An 18,736-nucleotide genomic window follows, 5' to 3' on the forward strand; every position below is an offset into this window, starting at 1 on the left:
CGCTCGTGAGTTCCCAGGCCACGGGGCCACGAGCGTGTCTCGATCGGTGTCTGGTGGCACGTCCGGTCCGCGCGCCCGATAGTCTGGCGCGCATGGGGGCGATCCCGAAGGATCCGACGAGAAGCAACCGCACGTTCACCATCGTGGTGGGCGTGCTTGTCGTGCTGGCCTCGTTGCCGGTGCTGGGCATCGTTCTGTTGAGCACCAGCGTCGTCAACGACCATCTCGCACCGACCGGCGCGATCCTCGGGGTGCTCTTCGCGGCCGTTCCGGTGGCGCCCCTCGTCTACGCGTATCTCTGGCTGGACCGCTATGAGCCGGAGCCGAAGTCGCTGCTGGCCCTCGGTCTGGGCTGGGGTGCCTTCGTCGCGGTCGCGGCCGCGCTGATCGTGCAGAGCGTCGGGGCGCTGCTCGCCGGGTGGAGCCAGCCGACCCAGCTCGCGATCGTCGCGCCGGTCACCGAGGAGGCGGCCAAGGGGCTGTTCCTCTTCGTGCTGCTGGTCTGGCGACGCCACCTCCTCGACGGCGTGCTCGACGGCATCGTCTACGCCGGCATGGTCGGCATCGGCTTCGCGTTCACGGAGAACATCCTCTATCTCGGCGGCACCTACAACGGCACGCCCGGCATGGGCGACAGCTCGGCCGGACACATCGGTGAGTTCACCGTCGTCTTCGTGATGCGCTGCCTGTTCAGCCCGTTCGCGCACCCGCTCTTCACCGCCTTCACCGGTATCGGCATCGGGGTCGCGGTGGTGACCCGCAAGCGCTGGCTGAAGGTGGTCGCGCCGGTGCTGGGCTACAGCATCGCGGTGCTGGCCCACGGCACCTGGAACGGCTCGACGCTGCTCTTCGACGGGGCCGGCTTCCTGCTGGCGTACGTCGTGGTGATGGTGCCCGCGTTCGTCTCGATGGTGGCCTTCGCGATCTGGCGGCGGAAGTCCGAGCGGATCGTGCTGACCCGGTCGCTGACCGACGCCGCCCAGCGCGGGCTGATCCCCTACACCGACATCGGCTGGGTGGTCGATCTGCGGCGGCGGGAGCAGGCGCGGAAGTTCGCGTCGACCCATGGTGGGGCTCAGGGGGTTGCGGCGATGCGTGAATACCAGCAGGCTGCGATCGAGCTCGGATACTTGCACTGGCGATTTCTGCGCGGCAACCCGCCGCCGGACTTCGCCGCCCGGGGGAGGGCATACGTTGACCGCATCAGTGAGGTACGTCCACACATCGCGTTCCCGAGCGGACAGGTGATGACCGGATGAGCGAGTATCCGCACAACTCTGGGGCTCCGGGCGAGGAGTCGAAGGCATACGAGGCGCTCACGGCGGGGATGCTCGCCGAGAAGCCGACCACGGAGTTCGAGGCCGCCAGGGCCCAGATCCTCGCGGGGGGCGGCGAGAGCAACCGGATGGTGACCTCCCTCATCCAGCTCCATCAGGCGCTGACCGAGGTCACCCTGCCGCTGGACCTGCCCGGTGCCGACGAGCAGCGAGCCGCGCGGCAGACCATGGTCGAGCAGCTCGAGGACTACATCATCCCGCGGATGATGACGATCGACGCGCCCATGCTGGCGGTGGTCGGTGGCTCGACCGGCGCCGGCAAGTCGACGCTGGTCAACTCGCTGGTCGGCACCAAGGTGACCACGCCGGGCCTGCTGCGGCCGACGACCCGCTCGCCGGTGCTGGTGCACAACCCCGAGGACGGCCACTGGTTCGGCCAGGACCGCCTGCTCCCCGAGCTGGAGCGGGTCGATCACCCGACCAACGACCCGGGTGCGCTGCAGCTGGTCGCCAGCGACCGGCTCCACCCCGGACTGGCGATCCTGGACGCCCCCGACGTCGACTCCGTCGAGGAGGCCAACCGGGTGCTCGCGGCCGAGCTGCTCGCCGCGGCCGACCTGTGGATCTTCGTCACCTCGGCCGCGCGCTACGCCGACCAGGTGCCCTGGGAGTTCCTCCAGCTCGCGGCCAACCGTTCCACGGCGGTGGCCGTGGTGCTCGACCGCACCCCGACCGACGCGGTCCAGACGGTGGCCGGCCACCTGGCCCGGATGCTCGCCTCGCGCGGGCTCAAGGACTCCCCGCTCTTCATCGTCCACGAGGGCGAGGTCTCCGAGCACGGGCTGCTGCCGCCCGAGCACGTCGCCGAGGTACGCGCCTGGCTCGACATGCTCGCCGACGACGCCACCGCGCGTCACCAGGTCGTCACCCAGACCCTCGACGGTGCGGTGCGGGCGCTGACCCTGGAGGTGCACCCGATCGCCGACACCGCGGACGGTCAGGGCGAGGCCGCGCAGCGGCTGCGTACGGATGCGGACATGGCCTACGACGAGGCGCTGAAGTCGATCATGGCGGCGACCGCCGACGGCACGCTGCTGCGTGGCGAGGTGCTCGCCCGCTGGCAGGAGTTCGTCGGCACCGGCGAGATCCTCAAGGCGCTCGAGACGCGGGTCGGGATGATCCGCGACCGGATCCTCGGCTCGATCAAGGGCAAGCCCCAGCAGGCCGAGCGGGTGACCGCGGCCGTGCAGGGTGGCCTGGAGATGCTCATCCTGGAGCAGTGCGAGGCGGCCGCCGAGAAGGCAGAGGCCGCCTGGCAGATGAGCCCGGCGGGTCGTGGGCTGCTGGCAGCCGGCCCCTCCGACCTCGGCCGCGCCTCGCGCGCGCTGCGGCCCAAGGCCGAGCGAGCGGTGCGCGACTGGCAGCAGGACGTGCTCGAGATGGTGCGCAGCGAGGGTCAGGACAAGCGTACGACCGCGAAGTTCCTCTCCTACGGGGTCAACGGCCTCGGTGTCGCGCTGATGGTGGTGGTCTTCGCCTCGACCGGAGGAGCGCTCGTCGGTGCCGAGGTGGGCATCGCCGGCGGCACCCTCCTGCTCGGCCAGAAGCTGCTCGAGGCGGTCTTCGGTGACCAGGCCGTACGCGGGCTGGCCGCCAAGGCGCGCAAGGCGCTTGAGGTACGCATCGTGGGGCTCGTCGACGAGGAGCGTGCGCGCTACACGGGGCAGGTCGACGCGCTGCAGATCGACCAGGGTGCACCGGAGCGACTGCGGCACGCCGCGCGTAAGGTCGGCGACGCCAGGTTCGCCAGCCAGCGCGGCGATGACTGAGACTTGTCAGACCGAGACATTCCAGGAAGGGACGGGGGAGCATTGAGCGGCCTGCTCGAAGGTGCAAAGAACCTGGTCGGCCGAGGTGGAGACCTCGGTGACCGGCTGGACGGACTCACCGCTGCGACCGCCGCCGCGACCGGACGTCTCGACGACGGCCTCGTCGAGAACGCACGCAGCGTGGTCACCAAGGCCCAGGGGCGGCTCAAGCTCTCCGCCGACCACACGGTCGTCGGTGTCGCGGGGGCGACCGGGTCGGGCAAGTCCTCCACGTTCAACGCCCTGACCGGGCTGGAGCTCTCCGCCGTCGGGGTCCGCCGGCCGACCACGTCGTGGGCCACCGCCTGCGTGTGGGGCTCGGAGGGCGCCCAGGAGCTGCTCGAGTGGCTCGGCATCCCCGAGCGCCACCAGACCACCCGCGACTCGATGCTCGACACCCGTCGTGAGGGTCACGAGCTCGACGGGGTCGTGCTGCTGGACCTGCCCGACCACGACTCCACCGAGGTCTCCCACCATCTCGAGGTCGACCGGCTGGTCGAGCTCGCCGACATGCTGGTGTGGGTGCTCGACCCGCAGAAGTACGCCGACGCCGCCATCCACGACCGCTACCTGCAGCCGCTGCGCACCCACTCAGAGATCATGGTCGTGGTGCTCAACCACATCGACCGGGTTCCCGAGGACCGCCGTGAGTCGATGCTGGCCGACGTACGCCGCCTGCTCGACCAGGACGGGCTGCGCAACGTCCCGGTGATCCCGGTCTCGGCCAAGCTCGGCTGGGGGATCCCGCAGCTCAAGACGGAGATCGCCCAGCGGGCCGCGGCCAAGCGGGCCAACAAGTCCCGGCTCGCCGCCGACATCAAGACCGCGGCCGTGAAGCTCGCCAAGGCGTCCGGCGACGCCAAGCCCCGCTCGCTGGCCAAGCCGCGGGTGGAGGCGTTGGAGGACGCCATCGCGGAAGCCGCGGGGGTGCCGACCGTGGTCGACGCCGTCGAGCGGTCCGTACGCACCCGTGCCCGGGCGGCGACCGGCTGGCCGCTGATCTCGTGGGTCTCCCGGCTGAAGCCGGATCCGCTGAAGCGGCTTCACCTCTCGCTCGGCGAGGAGGCGACCCAGCTCGCGGGGCGGGCACGGACCTCGCTGCCGCAGACCACCGCCGTCGAGCGAGCCCGGGTCGACACCGAGGTGCGGCAGCTGGCCGACGAGGCCGGTGCCGGGCTCGCCTCGCCGTGGCGCGACGCGATCCGCCGGGCCTCGGTCTCGCGGATGGGCGACCTCGCCGACAGGCTCGACTCCTCGGTCGGCGGCGTCGACCTCAACGCCGAACGGCTGCCGCTGTGGACCGGGGTGGTGAAGGCGCTCCAGTGGCTGCTGATCGTCGTCGCCGGTGTCGGCCTGGTGTGGTCGGTGGCGCTGCTCCTCTCCGGAGCGGCTCAGGTCGGGGACATGACGCCCTCGGTGGCCGGGGTCGAGCTGCCCTACGTGCTGTTCATCGGAGGTGTCGGGCTCGGGCTGCTGCTGTGGTGCGTGTGTCATCTGCTGGTGATCAGCACCGCTCGGCGGCGGGCGCGGGTGGCCGATGCGCGGCTGCGTACGGCGGTCGCCGAGGTCTCTCGTGAGCTCGTCGTCGACCCGATCGAGACCGAGCTCGCGGCCTACTCCGCGCTCCGCCACGGGGTGGCCAAGGCGCTGCGCTAAGCGATCGCCGGGCCGATCACTGTCCACAGGGACGGTTCGATCCGGGGTTGTCCACAGGCAGACGTACGCCGCCCGGAACTGTCGGCGGTCGAGCGCAGGGTTGTCTCCGAGGGCCCGCACCAGGCGGGCGCGAACACTGAGGAGACAACGATGAACGACTCGATCATCACCCTGCGCGGCTACGTCGGCGCCGACCCTGTCGTGCGGAGCGTCGGTGAGGTCTCGGTGGCGAACTTCCGGATGGCGTGCACACCGCGGAAGCTCAACCGGACGACCGGGGAGTGGAGCGACGGCGTGACGCAATGGTTCACGGTCAGCGCCTGGCGCCAGCTGGGGGAGAACGTCGGGCGCTCGCTGCGCAAGGGAGACCCGGTGGTCGTCCAGGGACGGCTATCGGCCCGCAGCTACGTCAACAAGGACGGCCTCGAGGTCAACACCTTCGAGGTGGAGGCGACCGTCGTCGGCCACGACCTCAACCGTGGAATGACGAGCCTCTCGCGCAACCCGCGCTCGTTGGCCGCGGCCGCTGCCCCGGCCCCCGACCCGCGCGACGACGACCCCGAGCGCGACCCGATCGCCGACTGGCGGGCTCCGGGCGCGGACCCGTGGGAGGAGAAGCCGGCGACCGCCGACGATGTCGATGCGGCTGCCGAGACGGAGACGTCCGCGGCGGCCTGAGGTGGATCGGGCGCTCGCCGGGTCGGCGGCGGGGTGCGCCGGTTGTACCGGCGTGCCTCTCCCTCATTAGGGTGGACCCCATGGCCGACTACATCCTCTCCCTGCGCAACGTGCGCAAGGCCCATGGCGACAAGGTCGTCCTCGACAACGTCACCCTCTCGTTCCTGCACGGTGCCAAGATCGGCGTCGTCGGCCCGAACGGCATGGGTAAGTCCTCGCTGCTCAAGCTGATGGCGGGGCTCGACCATCCCAACAACGGTGACATCGTCCGCGACCAGGACGCGACCGTCGGGATGCTCCAGCAGGAGCCGCCGCTGACCGAGGGCAAGACCGTCCTCGAGAACGTCGAGGAGGCGGTCGGCGAGATCAAGACGAAGATGAAGCGCCTCGAGGACGCCTACATGGAGATGGGCGACCCCGACGCCGACCAGGACGCCCTGATGGCCGAGACGGGTGAGCTCCAGACCTACCTGGACAACATCAACGCGTGGGACATCGACTCCAAGCTGGAGCAGGCGATGGACGCCCTGCGCTGCCCTCCGGGCGACGCGATCGTCGACAACCTCTCCGGTGGTGAGCGCCGCCGGGTCGCGCTGTGCAAGCTGCTCCTGCAGGAGCCCGACCTGCTGCTGCTCGACGAGCCCACCAACCACCTCGACGCCGAGTCGGTGCAGTGGCTGGAGGGTCACCTCAAGTCCTACAAGGGCGCCGTCCTGGCCGTCACCCACGACCGTTACTTCCTCGACAACGTCGCCGAGTGGATCGCCGAGGTCGACCGCGGCTCGATCCACGGCTACGAGGGCAACTACTCCACCTACCTCGAGACCAAGAAGGAGCGTCTCAAGGTCGAGGGCCTCAAGGACGCCAAGCGCGCCAAGATGCTCGAGAAGGAGCTGGAGTGGGTCCGCTCCAACGCCAAGGCTCGCCAGACCAAGTCGAAGTCGCGTCTGGCTCGCTACGAGGAGCTCGCCGCCGAGGCCGACAAGGCCCGCAAGATCGACACCGCCGACATCAACATCCCGCCGGGCCCGCGCCTGGGCGACGTGGTGATGGAGGCCAAGGGTCTGACCAAGGGCTTCGAGGGCCGCACGCTGTGGGACGACATCTCCTTCTCGCTCCCGCGTGCCGGCATCGTCGGCGTCGTCGGCCCCAACGGTGTCGGCAAGACCACCCTGTTCCGGATGATCACCGGCTCCGAGGCGCCCGACGCCGGTGAGCTCAACGTCGGCCAGACGGTGAAGATCTCCTACGTCGACCAGAGCCGTGGCGGCATCGACCCCAACAAGAACGTCTGGGAGGTCGTCTCCGACGGCCTGGACTTCATCAAGGTCGCCAACTTCGAGATGAACTCGCGGGCCTACGTCGCCTCGTTCGGCTTCAAGGGTCCCGACCAGCAGAAGAAGGCCGGCGTGCTCTCCGGTGGTGAGCGCAACCGCCTCAACCTGGCGCTCACCCTGAAGCAGGGCGGCAACATGCTGCTGCTCGACGAGCCGACCAACGACCTGGACGTCGAGACGCTCTCCTCGCTGGAGGACGCCCTGCTCGACTTCCCGGGTTGCGCCGTGGTCACCTCCCACGACCGGTGGTTCCTCGACCGCGTCGCCACCCACATCCTCGCCTGGGAAGGCACCGAGGAGAAGGAGGGCGAGTGGTTCTGGTTCGAGGGCAACTTCGAGTCCTACGAGGCCAACAAGATCGAGCGCCTCGGTCCGGAGGCCGCCCGCCCCCACCGCGTCACCCACCGTCGCCTCACCCGCGACTGATCGAACCCCTGCCGACTCGGCGCGTCTGTCTCGTACGGACGCGCCGAGTCGGCGCATCCTGACCGAGAACCACGCCGAGCCGGCTCGTCATGACGAGCCGGCTCGGCGGGCGGTGGCGTCAGTTCGAGCCGACTCGCTCGGCGGTCAGGGCGGGACGTACGCCGTTGACGGCGGGGGTGATCCGACGCTCGAGTCGCATCGCGCCGGCGACGATGCCGACGCAGCCGACCACCATCAGCGCGATGAACACCGTCGACTGGTCGTGCTCGAGCAGGAACCCGGCCAGGATCGGGCCGATGATCGCGCCGGTCTGGAACGAGGCCGAGTTGATCGCGTTGTAGCGCCCACGCAGGTGGTCGGGGGCCATGTCGTTGGTCAGGGCGGGGAAGGCCGACTGCATCAGCGTCTCGCCGAGGGCGAAGAAGAGCCCCTGGAAGGCGACCACGCCGACGATGGCCGCGACGGAGCCCGGCACCAGACCGGTCGCCCCGAAGACCACCCAGGCGAAGGCCCAGATCCCCGCGGTGGCGATCAGGACCCGGGTGCGCCGCCGGCCGCTGACCCGGTTCATCACCCAGAACTGGGCGAGAACGATCACCGCGCAGTTCACCACGAACGCGAACCCGACGACGCGGGTGGAGACCTCGGAGATCTGCCGGGAGTAGGCCGGGAACCCGCTCTCGATCTGGCCGTAGCCGAGGGTGGAGAGCAGCACACCGATCACCACCAGCCAGACGACCTCGGGGCGGCGCAGGATCGTGGCGTACGACGCGGTCGCGTCGGGCTCGTCGGCGGCGGGACGCGCGGCGCGGCCGTGCAGATGCCGCAGCGGGCCGAGCATGACGAGGGCCGGGATCGTGAAGGTGGCGGCGTTGGCCAGGAAGGCGTAGGTGAACGTCTCCGGCCGGGTGACGTCGATGAAGAGGCCGCCGATGACACCACCGACGCCGATGCCGAGGTTGATCAGCGCGAAGTTCACCCCGTAGTAGCGCTGTCGCAGCTCGCCCTCGACGACGGTGGCGACCAGCGCGTTGGCGGCCGGCCAGGAGACCCCGGCCTGGACACCCAGGAGGCAGAGCGCCGCACCGGCGAGCACCGGGGTGGTGCCGAAGGCGAGCGTGACGTCGCCGGCGATCGCACAGACCAGGCCGCCGAGGATCACCGGACGTGCTCCGTACCTGTCGATCAGCGTGCCCGCCGGGCCGGTGACGACGAAGCCGACGATGGCGATCAGACCCATCAGGGTGCCGGCGAGACCGAGGTCGAAGCCGCGTACCTCATGCAGGTAGATGATCGTGAACGGCAGCGTCATGCCGCGACCGAGGAGCTGGATCGTGACCGTCGCGAGAAGCCAGCGGCCCTCGCGGGGCAGCGCGGCCAGGAAGTCACGGAGACCGAGAGCAGGGGGAGTCGACACCGCATAATCTTCGCCTTTACCTGGAGCCGTGGCGAATTGTTTCTCGGGCCCTGAAGCCGGCCATCCCGGGCTAAGGTCCCGCCCTATTTCTGCCGTTGGTCCCGACTTCGTCGCTCCAAAATGCGTGCCCGTGCGCGGAACAGGCTGGCGGGAGGTCTAACGTAATGCCCCGTGGGTGATGAGACTCGGTGGCTGGACGAAGAGCAGCAGCGCTCCTGGCGTGCGCTGATGATGGGGATGACCCTGCTCGATGACCGCCTGGACGCCGATCTGCGCGCCGGTTTCGACATCTCGCTCCCGGAGTACGAGATCCTCGTGCGGCTCTCCGAGAACGACGGCGCCATGCGGATGGCCCAGCTCGCCGACTCCCTGGCCCACTCGCGCTCCCGGGTCACCCACACCATCACCCGGATGGAGCGCTCCGGGCTCGTCGAGCGCCGCAACTCGGCCGAGGACGGCCGTGGTGTCGTCGCGACGCTCAGCGAGCGCGGCTTCGAGCTGTTGCAGGAGGCAGCCCCTGTGCACGTCAAAGGCGTACGCGACTACCTCATCGATCTGGTCAGCGCGGAGGACTTCGCGGCTCTGGGGCGCGTGATGAACGCCGTCTCCGACCACCTCATCAGCGACCGCCCCGGCATCGAGATGCGCTGAAATCCGCCGAGTCGGCGCGTTAGAACGCGCCGACTCGGCAGGAATTTCGGTCAGAACGCGCCGACTCGGCGTGGTCAGATGCGCTCGAGGATCATCGCCATGCCCTGGCCGCCGCCGACGCACATGGTGATCAGACCGGTGGTCTTGTCGTGCCAGTCGAGGCTGTTGAGCATGGTGTTCTGCAGGCGCGCGCCGGTCATGCCGAAGGGGTGACCGACGGCGATGGCGCCACCGTTGATGTTGAGGCGGTCGATGTCGATGCCGAGGTCCTGGTAGGACGGGATCACCTGGGCCGCGAAGGCCTCGTTGATCTCGACCAGGTCGATGTCGCCGATCGACATGCCGGCGTACTTGAGGGCGTTCCGGGTCGCCTCGACCGGGCCGAGGCCCATGATCTCGGGGGAGAGGCCGGAGACGCCGGTGGACACGATCCGCGCCAGCGGGGTGGCGCCGAGCTCGGCGGCCTTGGTGTCGGACATGATCACCACGGCGGCCGCGCCGTCGTTGAGTGCGCAGCAGTTGCCGGCGGTGACGGTGCCGTCCTCGCGGAAGACCGGCTTGAGGCCGGAGATGGCCTCCAGGGTCACGCCGGCGCGGGGGCCGTCGTCGGCCGAGACGACGGTGCCGTCGGGCGTGGTGACCGGGGTGATCTCGCGGGCCCAGAAGCCGTCGGCGATGGCCTTCTCGGCGAGGTTCTGGGAGCGTACGCCGAACTCGTCCATCTCCTGGCGGGAGATGCCACGCGAGGTGGCGAGGTTCTCGGCGGTCTGACCCATCGCGATGTAGACGTCGGGCAGCAGGCCGTCCTCGCGCGGGTCGTGCCACTTGTCGTTGGAGGCGGCGGTCGCGGCCGTCCGGGACTGGGCGTCGTCGAAGAGGTGGTTCACGGTGTCGGGCAGGTGGTCGGAGGTGCCCTTGAAGAAGCGGGAAACCGTCTCGACGCCGGCCGAGACGATGATGTCGGCCTCGCCGGCCTTGATCGCGTGCAGCGCCATCCGCGAGGTCTGCACCGAGGACGAGCAGTAGCGGGTGATGGTCGCGCCGGGGACCTTGTCCCAGCCGTTCAGCACCGAGACGACGCGGCCCATGTTGTTGCCGGACTCGCCGCCCGGCAGGCCACAGCCCAGCAGCAGGTCGTCGATGTCGTTGGGGTCGAGACCCTCGACCTTCCCGACGGCCTCCTTGGTGATGAGGGCCGCAAGGTCGTCCGGACGGAAGTCCTTCAGAGATCCCTTGTTGGCTCGCCCGATCGGGGTACGGGCGGCGGCGACGATGACTGCCTCAGGCATGAACACTCCCGGGTTACTGGTGAGTAGAAAGCGATGTGGTCGACACCATACTCGCCCGCGCCCGGCGTTGAGACCAGGCCCAGTGCCCAAGATCATCTCGACAAGCTCGATACAGGGATCTGGAAGGATCGGTCGCGTGCGCCACCTCTACGAATGCCCCATGCGATGGGCCGACCTCGACATGCTCGGTCACGTCAACAACGTCGTCTACGTCGACTACCTCCAAGAGGCGCGTGTGGACATGCTGCGCACGCATGCCCGCAGCCCGCAGACCCAGGGTCTGGCCGAGGGGGTCGTGGTGGCCAGCCACCAGGTCACGTACGTCGAGCCGCTGCTCTTCGACTTCACACCGGTCTACGTCGAGTCCTGGGTGACCGACATCCGGGCGGCGAGCTTCACGATGGCCTACGAGATCTTCCGCGATCAGCCCGACGGCAGCCGGAAGGTCTTCCTGCGGGCGAGCACCGTCCTGGCGCCGTACGTCTTCGCCACCGAGTCGCCGCGCCGGCTCAAGCCGGAGGAGAAGGCCAACCTCCAGCCCTACCTCGAGGCCTATCCGGAGGGATGGTCGCCGAAGCCGCTCGCGCTGGGTGAGCCGAAGCGGCTCGAGGCCGGACGCTTCCCGCTCTACGTCCGCTTCTCCGACGTCGACGCCTACGGGCACGTGAACAACGTGAAGTACTTCGAGTACTTCCAGGAGTCGCGGGTGGCGCTGATGCAGCGGCTCAGGTCGCACCACGGCCTCGAGGCCTGGCCGTCCGTCGTCGTGGCCCAGACCGACGTCTCCTACCACGCGCCGATCCTCGCCCGCTCCGAGCCGTACGACGTGTGGAGCCACGTCTCCCGGCTGGGCACCAAGTCGATGACGATCGAGTCCGAGATCGCCGACGGGGACCTCAGGCTCGCCCGCGGGCAGGTCACGCTGGTCTTCTGGGACCTGGCGTCCGGGAAGTCCGTCGAGCCGACGCCGGAGGTGCGTGCGGCCATCGAGAGCGTGCTCTAGCGAGCCCCGGTCTCAGTCGCGCCGGTCGAGATCGTCGCAGGCGTCCCGGCGGTCGTAGCGGTCGTAGCGGCTGTCGCGCCGGCAGTCGTCACGGTCGTCGCTGTCGCGGTCGCCGTACCACCCGTCTCCGTCGGTCCACCCGCTCCAGTCCCAGCCGTCCTGGGTCACGGTGAAGTCCTGCTCGGGCATGGCGGGGAGCTGGTCCGAGGGCTTCTTCCCGGGGCGGCTCTTCCGCGCGCTCAGCGTGTTGCCCTCGGCGGGCTGCCCCGCCTTCGACGGCGGGCCGGACGGCGCGAGCAGGTCCCGCGAGGCGAGCTGGGTGGCGAGCGACGCGTCGGGCGGCGGGGGCAGCGTGCCGACGGAGGTGTCCTCGGCGGCGTCGACCGGCTCGGGCGGACCCGTCGGGCCATCGAGCACGCTCTGCGGACCTGTCGCCTGGTGGGCGGGCTGGCTCGCCTGGTCCGGTCCGATCGACCGTAGACCCCCGATGAGCAGTGCCATCGCGACGGTGGCGACGACGGCAAGTCCGACTCCGACGATGGCCCGCTGAGATGCCCGCATGCGTCCTCCGAGATGGCGCTGATCCACTGTTTGTTGTGCTTGAGTCCAGTAGCCTCTCAGTGCTTGCGTCGGTTGTCGAGAAGCGGGACCTTTGTCAGCGTTTCCTGAGTCGGGCCGCCAGCAGCGCGCGGCGCTCGGAGATGCGCTGCCACAGGAACTGCTGGACGACGAGGGTCAGCCAGCCGGCGAGCGCCATGCCGGAGATGTTGACGACGAGCTGCAGCGTGCTGCCCCAGATCTCGTCGCCGAGCCCGAAGGCGAGCCCGAGGGCCACGTTGGCGGCCGCCGGGATCGTGGTGACCGAGATGAACACCCCGGAGAGGTTGCCGGCGCGCGCCGAGGTGAGCGCGAGCACTCCGGCGGCGGCCGCGATCAGCGCGACGATGAAGGACCACTTGTCGGGGGTGTAGATGAAGGCCGTACCCGGTCGCTCGGCGGTGATGTCCGCGGCCGTGATCCAGCCCAGCCCGCGGGCGACGAGCGCGGCCAGCGTCGTCATGGCGATGCCGACCGCGAACCCCACCACCAACGTACGCAGCGACTGACCCAGCAACCCGAAGCGGCGGCGGACCAAGGCGACTCCGAGGGCCGCGATCGCGCCGAACTCGGGCCCGATGACCATCGCCCCGATGACGAGGATCTGGGAGTCGAGGACGATCGCGATGCCGGCCAGGATCGTGGCCAGGCTGATCAGGCTCATGAAGGACCAGTTGCTCTCGGAGTCCTCGTAGGCCCGCTGGGTCACGTCGGCCCACACCACCGAGTCGGCGCTGCTGCCCGGCGCCAAGTGGTCTGCGGCGAGGCCGGCCGCGGACATCCACGTCTGCACGGGCTCGACGTGGAGGCTCCCCTCCCGGGGTATGCCGAGCCCGCGGAGGCGGTCGATGATGTCGTTGGCCGCCTCCCGGGCCACCGCGGCGAGGACGACGTCGCCCTCGGGACGCAGCGAAGCCCCCGGCATGGACGAGAGCTCGCTGACCGCGGGATCGGCGGTGAGGACCTCGAGGACCGACGGTGTCAGGTGCTTCGGCGAGGTGATCCGTAGCTGCAGCATGGGCACATTGTTGCGGACGGGCTCCTCGCCGATCCCGGGCCCGTCCTCACCACGCCGCCGCCGGGGTCTCAGATCCAGTTGCGGCGGCGGAAGAGGATGTAGAGCACGACGTTGACGGTCAGCATCAGCCCGAGCGCCATGAAGTAGCCGTAGCGCCACTGCAGCTCGGGCATGAAGTCGAAGTTCATCCCGTAGACGGTGCCGACCAGGGTGGGCGCGAACAGGATCGCCGCCCAGCCGGAGATCTTCTTGACCTCGTCGTTCTGCTGCACGCTGAGCTCGCTGAGCGCCTTCATCTCCTCGTTCTGCTGCTGGGCGACGAGCGTGGCGTTGACGGTGAGGATGTCGCGCAGCAGGTTGCGGAACTCGTCGATCTGCTCGACGGTGCCGATCACGTGGTCCTCGACGTCGCGCAGGTAGCGCTGGAGCTCCTCATCGGTGCGGTACTTGGAGAACCCGGCGGCGAGGGAGCGTACGACGCCCAGCAGGGGACGGGTCGCCCGCTGGAACTCGACCACCTCGCGGGAGAGCTCGTAGATGCGGCGGGACACCTGGGTGTCGCCGCGGAACATCTCGGTCTCGATCTCGTCGATGTCGTTGGCGAGACCGGCCACGACCGGCGCGTAGCCGTCGACGACGCGGTCGAGGATGGCGTACAGCACCGCCTCCGGGCCGAGGCGGAGCAGATCCGGGTTGCTCTCCATGCGGCGGCGTACGGGGGAGAGGTCGGGCTGGGCACCGTGGCGCACGGTGAGCACGAAGTCGGGGCCGACGAAGAGGTGCAGCTCACCGAAGTCGATGTCCTCGGTCTCGTCGACGTACCAGGCCGCCCGCAGCACCACGAACAGGGTGTCGTCGTAGCGCTCGATCTTCGGCCGCTGGTGGGCCAGGATCGCGTCCTCCACGGCCAGCTCGTGCAGGCCGAACTCCTCGGCCAGCGAGGCCAGCTCATGCTGGTTTGGCTGGTAGAGGCCGATCCAGGCCATCGCGTCGGCGTGCTCGTGGAGCGAGCGGTAGGTGTCGGCCAGCGTCGAGGGTGAGTCGACGCGGTCGCCGCCGACGTAGACGGCGCTGTCGATCATGCTGCCGCGCGTCACCGGCGTCGGCATCGAGGACCGACCGCCTCCGCCCTGCGGTGAGGTCGTCGGCGGAATCTTCGGCGGGTCGGAGCGGCGCTGCTTGGTGAGGGCGCGCAGGGACTTGAACGGGCGCTCGGACATGGTGGCCTCCTGGATGCTGCGAGCGAGCGGGACGGCGACGAACAGACGCGTCGCGCCGGCCCGGGCACGTTCTCCAGGTGTCCGGACCGGTCAGGGCGAGGTGGTACTCGGAGGTTGACCGTCCATGCCGGCCACCTCCTCTCTTCCTCGCTCGCGGGGCTGCAGCCCGGATGCCTCGTTCGTACGGATCCACGTCCGCACCGGGACATCGTAGGTCCAGCGCGCTCGGCTCAGGTAGTCGTGGCGGCAGAGCGGTGTGAGCGTGGTCTGCGGCTCGCCGTCCTCTGGGCGCTCAGGCATCCGGGACGGCCGGGTCAAGGATGCGTCAAGCGCGCGACGTACGTCGTCAGGAAACCGTCAAGGCGGGCGGTCCGCGCCCGCGCACGGGCATGCAATGGAGCCGTGCTAGATCTCGTCTACATCCTCATCACGCTGGTGTCCTTCGCCGGGCTCGCCGCGTTGGTCGGAGTCATCGACCGACGTCTGGACGACCCGTCGGACACCGACGTCGCCCCCACTGAGACCGAGACGCGGACGGTGAGCCGATGAACACCGTCGTCGCCGCCGTCCTTCAGGTTGCCGTCCTGATCGCCGCGCTGGCTCTTGCGGTCCCGTTCCTGGGCCGATACCTCGCCCACATCTACACCACCGAGAAGCACCTGCGCGTCGAGAAGGTGGTCTACCGGGTGCTGCGCGTCGACCCCGACGCGGACCAGCGCTGGCGCTCGTATGCGCTCGCGGTGCTCGGGTTCTCCCTGGTCGGGATCCTGTTCCTCTACCTCCTCGCGCGGGTGCAGCAGTGGCTGCCGCTGAGCCTCGGCTTCGACCCGTTCCCCAGCGACGGCGCCTGGAACACCGCGGTGTCGTTCGTGACCAACACCAACTGGCAGTGGTACTCGGGCGAGGCCGCCGCGGGGAACCTGCTCCAGATGGCCGGCCTGACCGTGCAGAACTTCGTCTCCGCCGCGGTCGGCATGTCGGTCGCGGCAGCCTTCGCGCGCGGGCTCGCCCGTGGGCGCGGCAACGGTCGCGTCGGCAACTTCTGGGCAGACCTCGTCCGCACCACCCTGCGCGTCCTGCTGCCGATCTCGTTCGTCGGCGCGCTGGTGCTCGTGGGCTTCGGCGCGATCCAGAACCTCCGGGCCGACCTGGCGATGACCACACTGGACGGCGGACAGCAGATCCTCACCTCCGGGGCGATCGCCAGCCAGGAGGTGATCAAGGAGCTCGGCACCAACGGCGGCGGCCCCTACAACGTGAACTCGGCGCACCCGTTCGAGAACCCGACCCCGTTCACGAACCTCCTGGAGATCTTCCTGCTCCTGGTGATCCCGTTCGCGATGGCCTGGGCGTTCGGGCTCATCGTGAAGGACCGGCGCCAGGGTGGCGCCGTGCTCGCCACGATGGCGACCCTGTGGCTCGGCGCGGTCGGCCTGCTGACCTGGGCCGAGATCGCCGGGCCCGGCACCGCTCCGCAGCTCGCCGGTGGCGCGATGGAGGGCAAGGAGGCCCGCTTCGGCGAGGCCGCCTCGGCGCTCTTCGCATCGTCGACGACCGGCACCTCGACCGGTGCCGTCAACGCGATGCACGACAGCCTCACCGCCCCGGGCGGTGGGATCGCGATGTTCAACATGATGCTCGGGGAGGTGGCGCCGGGCGGCGTCGGCTCCGGGCTCTACGGGATGCTCATGCTGGCCATCGTCACGGTCTTCCTGTGCGGCCTGATGGTGGGGCGTACGCCGGAGTACCTGGGCAAGAAGATCGGCCAGCGCGAGATCGTCCTGGTCGCCCTCTACATCCTGGCCACGCCGATCCTGGTGCTGGTCGGTGCCGCGGTCGCGGTGAGCTTCCCGGCCGGACCGGCAGGGATGCTCAACTCGGGCGCCCACGGCTTCTCCGAGGCGTTGTACGCCGTGACGTCGGCCGCCAACAACAACGGCTCCGCCTTCGGCGGGCTGACCGCGGGCACTCCGTTCTGGAACACCCTGCTCGGTGTGCTCATGCTCTTCGGGCGGTTCCTGCCGATCGTCTTCGTGCTCGGCCTGGCCGGTCGTTTCGCGACGACGCAGCACCTGCCCGCCGGCGCCGGCACCCTGCCCACCCATCGGCCGCTCTTCGTCGTGCTGCTCACCGGCGTCGCGCTGGTCGTGGTCGGCCTGACGTACGTCCCTGCTCTTGCCCTCGGTCCGATCGTGGAGTCGCTGTCATGACCCAGTTCAACGTCCTTTCCCCCACTCCTGACACCGACGCGGCCCAGGAGCACCACCACGAGCGGCACCCGGTGCCGGCGGCGAGCGGCGTGCTCTCGCTCGCCCAGATCCGGGAGGCCCTACCGGGCGCCTTCCGCAAGCTCGACCCGCGGCTGTTGGTCGCCACCCCGGTCATGCTGGTGGTCGAGGCCGGCGCGGTGGTGACCACCGTGCTGTCGATCCTCGACCCGAGCGTGATGGGCTGGCTGGTCACGGCCTGGCTGTGGCTGACCGTGATCTTCGGCAACCTGGCCGAGTCGGTCGCGGAGGGCCGAGGCAAGGCCCAGGCGGCCAGCCTGCGCGCGCTGCAGACCGAGACCTCCGCCCGGCGGCTGCGCCCGGACGGCAGCGAGGAGGCGGTCGCCTCCACGTCGCTGCGGGCGGGTGACACGGTGGTGGTCACCGCGGGGGAGCGGATCCCCGGCGACGGTGACATCATCGAGGGCGTCGCCTCGGTCGACGAGTCGGCGGTCACCGGCGAGAGCGCACCCGTGATCCGGGAGTCGGGCGGTGACCGGTCCGCGGTTACCGGAGGCACGACGGTGCTCTCCGACCGGATCGTGGTGCGGATCACCTCCGATCCCGGCCACTCCTTCGTCGACCGGATGATCGCGCTGGTCGAGGGGTCCGAGCGGCAGCGTACGCCCAACGAGATGGCCCTCAACGTGCTGCTCTCGACCCTGACGGTCATCTTCGTGGTCGTCTGCGGGACGCTCTACTTCCTCGCCGACCACTCCGGCGCCCACCAGTCGTGGCTGGTGCTCATCGCACTGCTGGTCTGCCTGATCCCGACCACCATCGGCGCTCTGCTGAGTGCGATCGGCATCGCCGGCATGGACCGGCTCGTACGCCGCAACGTCCTGGCGATGTCGGGAAGGGCGGTCGAGGCGGCCGGTGACGTCGACGTGCTCCTGCTCGACAAGACGGGCACGATCACCTACGGCAACCGGCAGGCCACCGAGATCATCCCGGTCACCGGAGTCACCCTGACCGCGGTCGAGAACGCCGCGGTGCAGGCGAGCCTGGCCGACCTGACGCCGGAGGGACGCAGCATCCTGCACCTCGTCGGACGCAGCGCCGCCGGCCCGTCCGGTGCGACCATGGTCGAGTTCTCCGCGACGACCAGGATGAGCGGCCTGGACGCGCCCGACCTGATGATCCGCAAGGGCGCTGCGTCCGCGGTGGCCGCCTGGGTGGAGGAGAACGGCGGCACCGTTCCGCCCGAGACGTACGTGATCGCCGGGGACATCAGCGCCGAGGGCGGTACGCCGCTCGTCGTCGCCGAGCAGCGAGACCGCGAGCGCGCGCGGGTGCTGGGCGTCGTGCACCTCAAGGACGTCGTCAAGGACGGCATCCGGGAGCGGTTCGACGAGATGCGCGCCATGGGCATCCGTACGGTGATGATCACCGGCGACAACGCCGTCACGGCCGCGGCCATCGCCAAGGAGGCAGGGGTCGACGACTTCCTCGCCGAGGCGACACCGGAGGACAAGCTGGCGCTGATCCGGAAGGAGCAGCGTGGTGGCCGGATGGTCGCGATGTGCGGCGACGGCACCAACGACGCTCCCGCGCTGGCCCAGGCCGACGTCGGGGTGGCGATGAACACCGGCACCACCGCGGCCAAGGAGGCCGGCAACATGGTGGACCTCGACTCCGACCCGACCAAGCTCATCGACGTGGTCGAGATCGGCAAGCAGCTGCTCATCACCCGTGGTGCCCTGACCACCTTCTCGGTGGCCAACGACATCGCGAAGTACTTCGCGATCCTGCCGGCGATGTTCGTGGTCGCCTTCCCGCAGCTCGAGGTGCTCAACATCATGCGGCTCTCGACGCCGGAGTCCGCCATCGTCTCGGCGGTCGTCTTCAACGCGCTGATCATCGTCGCGCTGATCCCGCTGGCGCTCCGCGGCGTGCGCTACCGGCCCGCCTCGGCCGTCGAGCTGCTGCGCCGCAACATCCTCCTCTACGGCGTCGGCGGCCTGATCGCTCCCTTCGTGGGCATCAAGCTCCTCGACCTCGTCATCTCTCTCATCCCAGGACTGTGATCACT

The 18,736-nt window shown here is 69.7% G+C and carries 15 protein-coding genes; 10 read left to right on the plus strand and 5 right to left on the minus strand.

Annotation, left to right across the window (positions count from 1 at the left end; translation table 11 throughout):
• Positions 1-92: 92 nt before the first annotated feature.
• From UG56_RS10430 to ettA, 5 genes are all read left to right on the plus strand, one after another.
• A complete protein-coding gene (locus UG56_RS10430; RefSeq protein ID WP_045551608.1) occupies positions 93-1,259 on the plus strand; it encodes a PrsW family intramembrane metalloprotease in 1,167 nt (388 codons plus the stop codon).
• Positions 1,256-3,106 (plus strand): ABC transporter, encoded by a 1,851-nt coding sequence (locus tag UG56_RS10435; protein ID WP_084100880.1) that lies wholly within the window; start codon positions 1,256-1,258, stop codon positions 3,104-3,106. The genes UG56_RS10430 and UG56_RS10435 overlap by 4 nt, the downstream gene beginning before the upstream one ends.
• Positions 3,107-3,148: 42 nt before the next feature.
• Positions 3,149-4,801, plus strand: a complete 1,653-nt coding sequence (locus tag UG56_RS10440) for a GTPase family protein (RefSeq protein ID WP_045551607.1) — start codon at positions 3,149-3,151, stop codon at positions 4,799-4,801.
• A gap of 150 nt (positions 4,802-4,951) precedes the next feature.
• Positions 4,952-5,479, plus strand: a complete 528-nt coding sequence (ssb, locus tag UG56_RS10445; RefSeq protein ID WP_071327015.1) for a single-stranded DNA-binding protein — start codon at positions 4,952-4,954, stop codon at positions 5,477-5,479.
• An 80-nt stretch (positions 5,480-5,559) separates the two neighbouring features.
• Entirely contained in the window at positions 5,560-7,242 is a 1,683-nt protein-coding gene (ettA, locus tag UG56_RS10450; protein ID WP_045551655.1) for an energy-dependent translational throttle protein EttA, read from the plus strand.
• Positions 7,243-7,360: 118 nt separating this feature from the next.
• Here the strand turns inward: ettA and UG56_RS10455 are convergent, their stop codons facing one another.
• Positions 7,361-8,659, minus strand: coding sequence for an MFS transporter (locus UG56_RS10455; RefSeq protein WP_045551654.1), 1,299 nt, complete (start codon positions 8,657-8,659; stop codon positions 7,361-7,363).
• Positions 8,660-8,830: 171 nt separating this feature from the next.
• Here UG56_RS10455 and UG56_RS10460 point away from each other — a divergent pair, with 171 nt between their 5' ends.
• Positions 8,831-9,310, plus strand: a complete 480-nt coding sequence (locus tag UG56_RS10460; RefSeq protein ID WP_143054993.1) for a MarR family winged helix-turn-helix transcriptional regulator — start codon at positions 8,831-8,833, stop codon at positions 9,308-9,310.
• Between the two features lie 74 nt (positions 9,311-9,384).
• Here UG56_RS10460 and UG56_RS10465 read toward each other — a convergent pair whose 3' ends face one another.
• Entirely contained in the window at positions 9,385-10,599 is a 1,215-nt protein-coding gene (locus UG56_RS10465) for an acetyl-CoA C-acetyltransferase (protein ID WP_045551656.1), read from the minus strand.
• Positions 10,600-10,735: 136 nt separating this feature from the next.
• Here UG56_RS10465 and UG56_RS10470 point away from each other — a divergent pair, with 136 nt between their 5' ends.
• Positions 10,736-11,602, plus strand: a complete 867-nt coding sequence (locus UG56_RS10470; RefSeq protein WP_071327016.1) for an acyl-CoA thioesterase — start codon at positions 10,736-10,738, stop codon at positions 11,600-11,602.
• 12 nt (positions 11,603-11,614) lie between these two features.
• On the opposite strand, the gene UG56_RS10475 is transcribed toward UG56_RS10470, so the two are convergent.
• From UG56_RS10475 to corA, 3 genes are all read right to left on the minus strand, one after another.
• A complete protein-coding gene (locus tag UG56_RS10475) occupies positions 11,615-12,163 on the minus strand; it encodes a hypothetical protein (protein WP_071327017.1) in 549 nt (182 codons plus the stop codon).
• 94 nt (positions 12,164-12,257) lie between these two features.
• Positions 12,258-13,217 (minus strand): DUF389 domain-containing protein, encoded by a 960-nt coding sequence (locus UG56_RS10480; RefSeq protein WP_045547317.1) that lies wholly within the window; start codon positions 13,215-13,217, stop codon positions 12,258-12,260.
• A gap of 68 nt (positions 13,218-13,285) precedes the next feature.
• Positions 13,286-14,437 (minus strand): magnesium/cobalt transporter CorA, encoded by a 1,152-nt coding sequence (corA, locus tag UG56_RS10485; protein ID WP_045547318.1) that lies wholly within the window; start codon positions 14,435-14,437, stop codon positions 13,286-13,288.
• Between the two features lie 402 nt (positions 14,438-14,839).
• Here corA and UG56_RS28340 point away from each other — a divergent pair, with 402 nt between their 5' ends.
• The 3 genes from UG56_RS28340 to kdpB are packed head-to-tail and all read left to right on the plus strand — an operon-like array spanning position 14,840 to position 18,731.
• Positions 14,840-14,986 carry a hypothetical protein gene (locus UG56_RS28340; RefSeq protein WP_177191457.1) on the plus strand — a complete coding sequence of 49 codons (147 nt, stop codon included), beginning with the start codon at positions 14,840-14,842 and terminating at the stop codon, positions 14,984-14,986.
• Positions 14,983-16,647, plus strand: coding sequence for a potassium-transporting ATPase subunit KdpA (gene kdpA, locus UG56_RS10490; RefSeq protein WP_045547319.1), 1,665 nt, complete (start codon positions 14,983-14,985; stop codon positions 16,645-16,647). The genes UG56_RS28340 and kdpA overlap by 4 nt, the downstream gene beginning before the upstream one ends.
• Positions 16,644-18,731, plus strand: coding sequence for a potassium-transporting ATPase subunit KdpB (gene kdpB, locus UG56_RS10495; protein ID WP_084100883.1), 2,088 nt, complete (start codon positions 16,644-16,646; stop codon positions 18,729-18,731). Before kdpA ends, kdpB begins: the two co-directional genes overlap by 4 nt.
• Positions 18,732-18,736 lie beyond the last annotated feature (5 nt).

Origin of the sequence: Nocardioides luteus, from assembly GCF_000960475.2 — a bacterium.
Taxonomy (GTDB): Bacteria; Actinomycetota; Actinomycetes; order Propionibacteriales; family Nocardioidaceae; genus Nocardioides; species Nocardioides luteus_A.

Coding starts and splice junctions, on each gene's coding strand:
- UG56_RS10430 (WP_045551608.1), top strand. CDS start 93: ATGGGGGCGATCCCGAAGGATCCGACGAGAAGCAACCGCACGTTCACC.
- UG56_RS10435 (WP_084100880.1), top strand. CDS start 1,256: ATGAGCGAGTATCCGCACAACTCTGGGGCTCCGGGCGAGGAGTCGAAG.
- ssb (WP_071327015.1), top strand. CDS start 4,952: ATGAACGACTCGATCATCACCCTGCGCGGCTACGTCGGCGCCGACCCT.
- ettA (WP_045551655.1), top strand. CDS start 5,560: ATGGCCGACTACATCCTCTCCCTGCGCAACGTGCGCAAGGCCCATGGC.
- UG56_RS10465 (WP_045551656.1), bottom strand. CDS start 10,599: ATGCCTGAGGCAGTCATCGTCGCCGCCGCCCGTACCCCGATCGGGCGA.
- UG56_RS10475 (WP_071327017.1), bottom strand. CDS start 12,163: ATGCGGGCATCTCAGCGGGCCATCGTCGGAGTCGGACTTGCCGTCGTC.
- UG56_RS10480 (WP_045547317.1), bottom strand. CDS start 13,217: ATGCTGCAGCTACGGATCACCTCGCCGAAGCACCTGACACCGTCGGTC.
- corA (WP_045547318.1), bottom strand. CDS start 14,437: ATGTCCGAGCGCCCGTTCAAGTCCCTGCGCGCCCTCACCAAGCAGCGC.
- kdpA (WP_045547319.1), top strand. CDS start 14,983: ATGAACACCGTCGTCGCCGCCGTCCTTCAGGTTGCCGTCCTGATCGCC.
- kdpB (WP_084100883.1), top strand. CDS start 16,644: ATGACCCAGTTCAACGTCCTTTCCCCCACTCCTGACACCGACGCGGCC.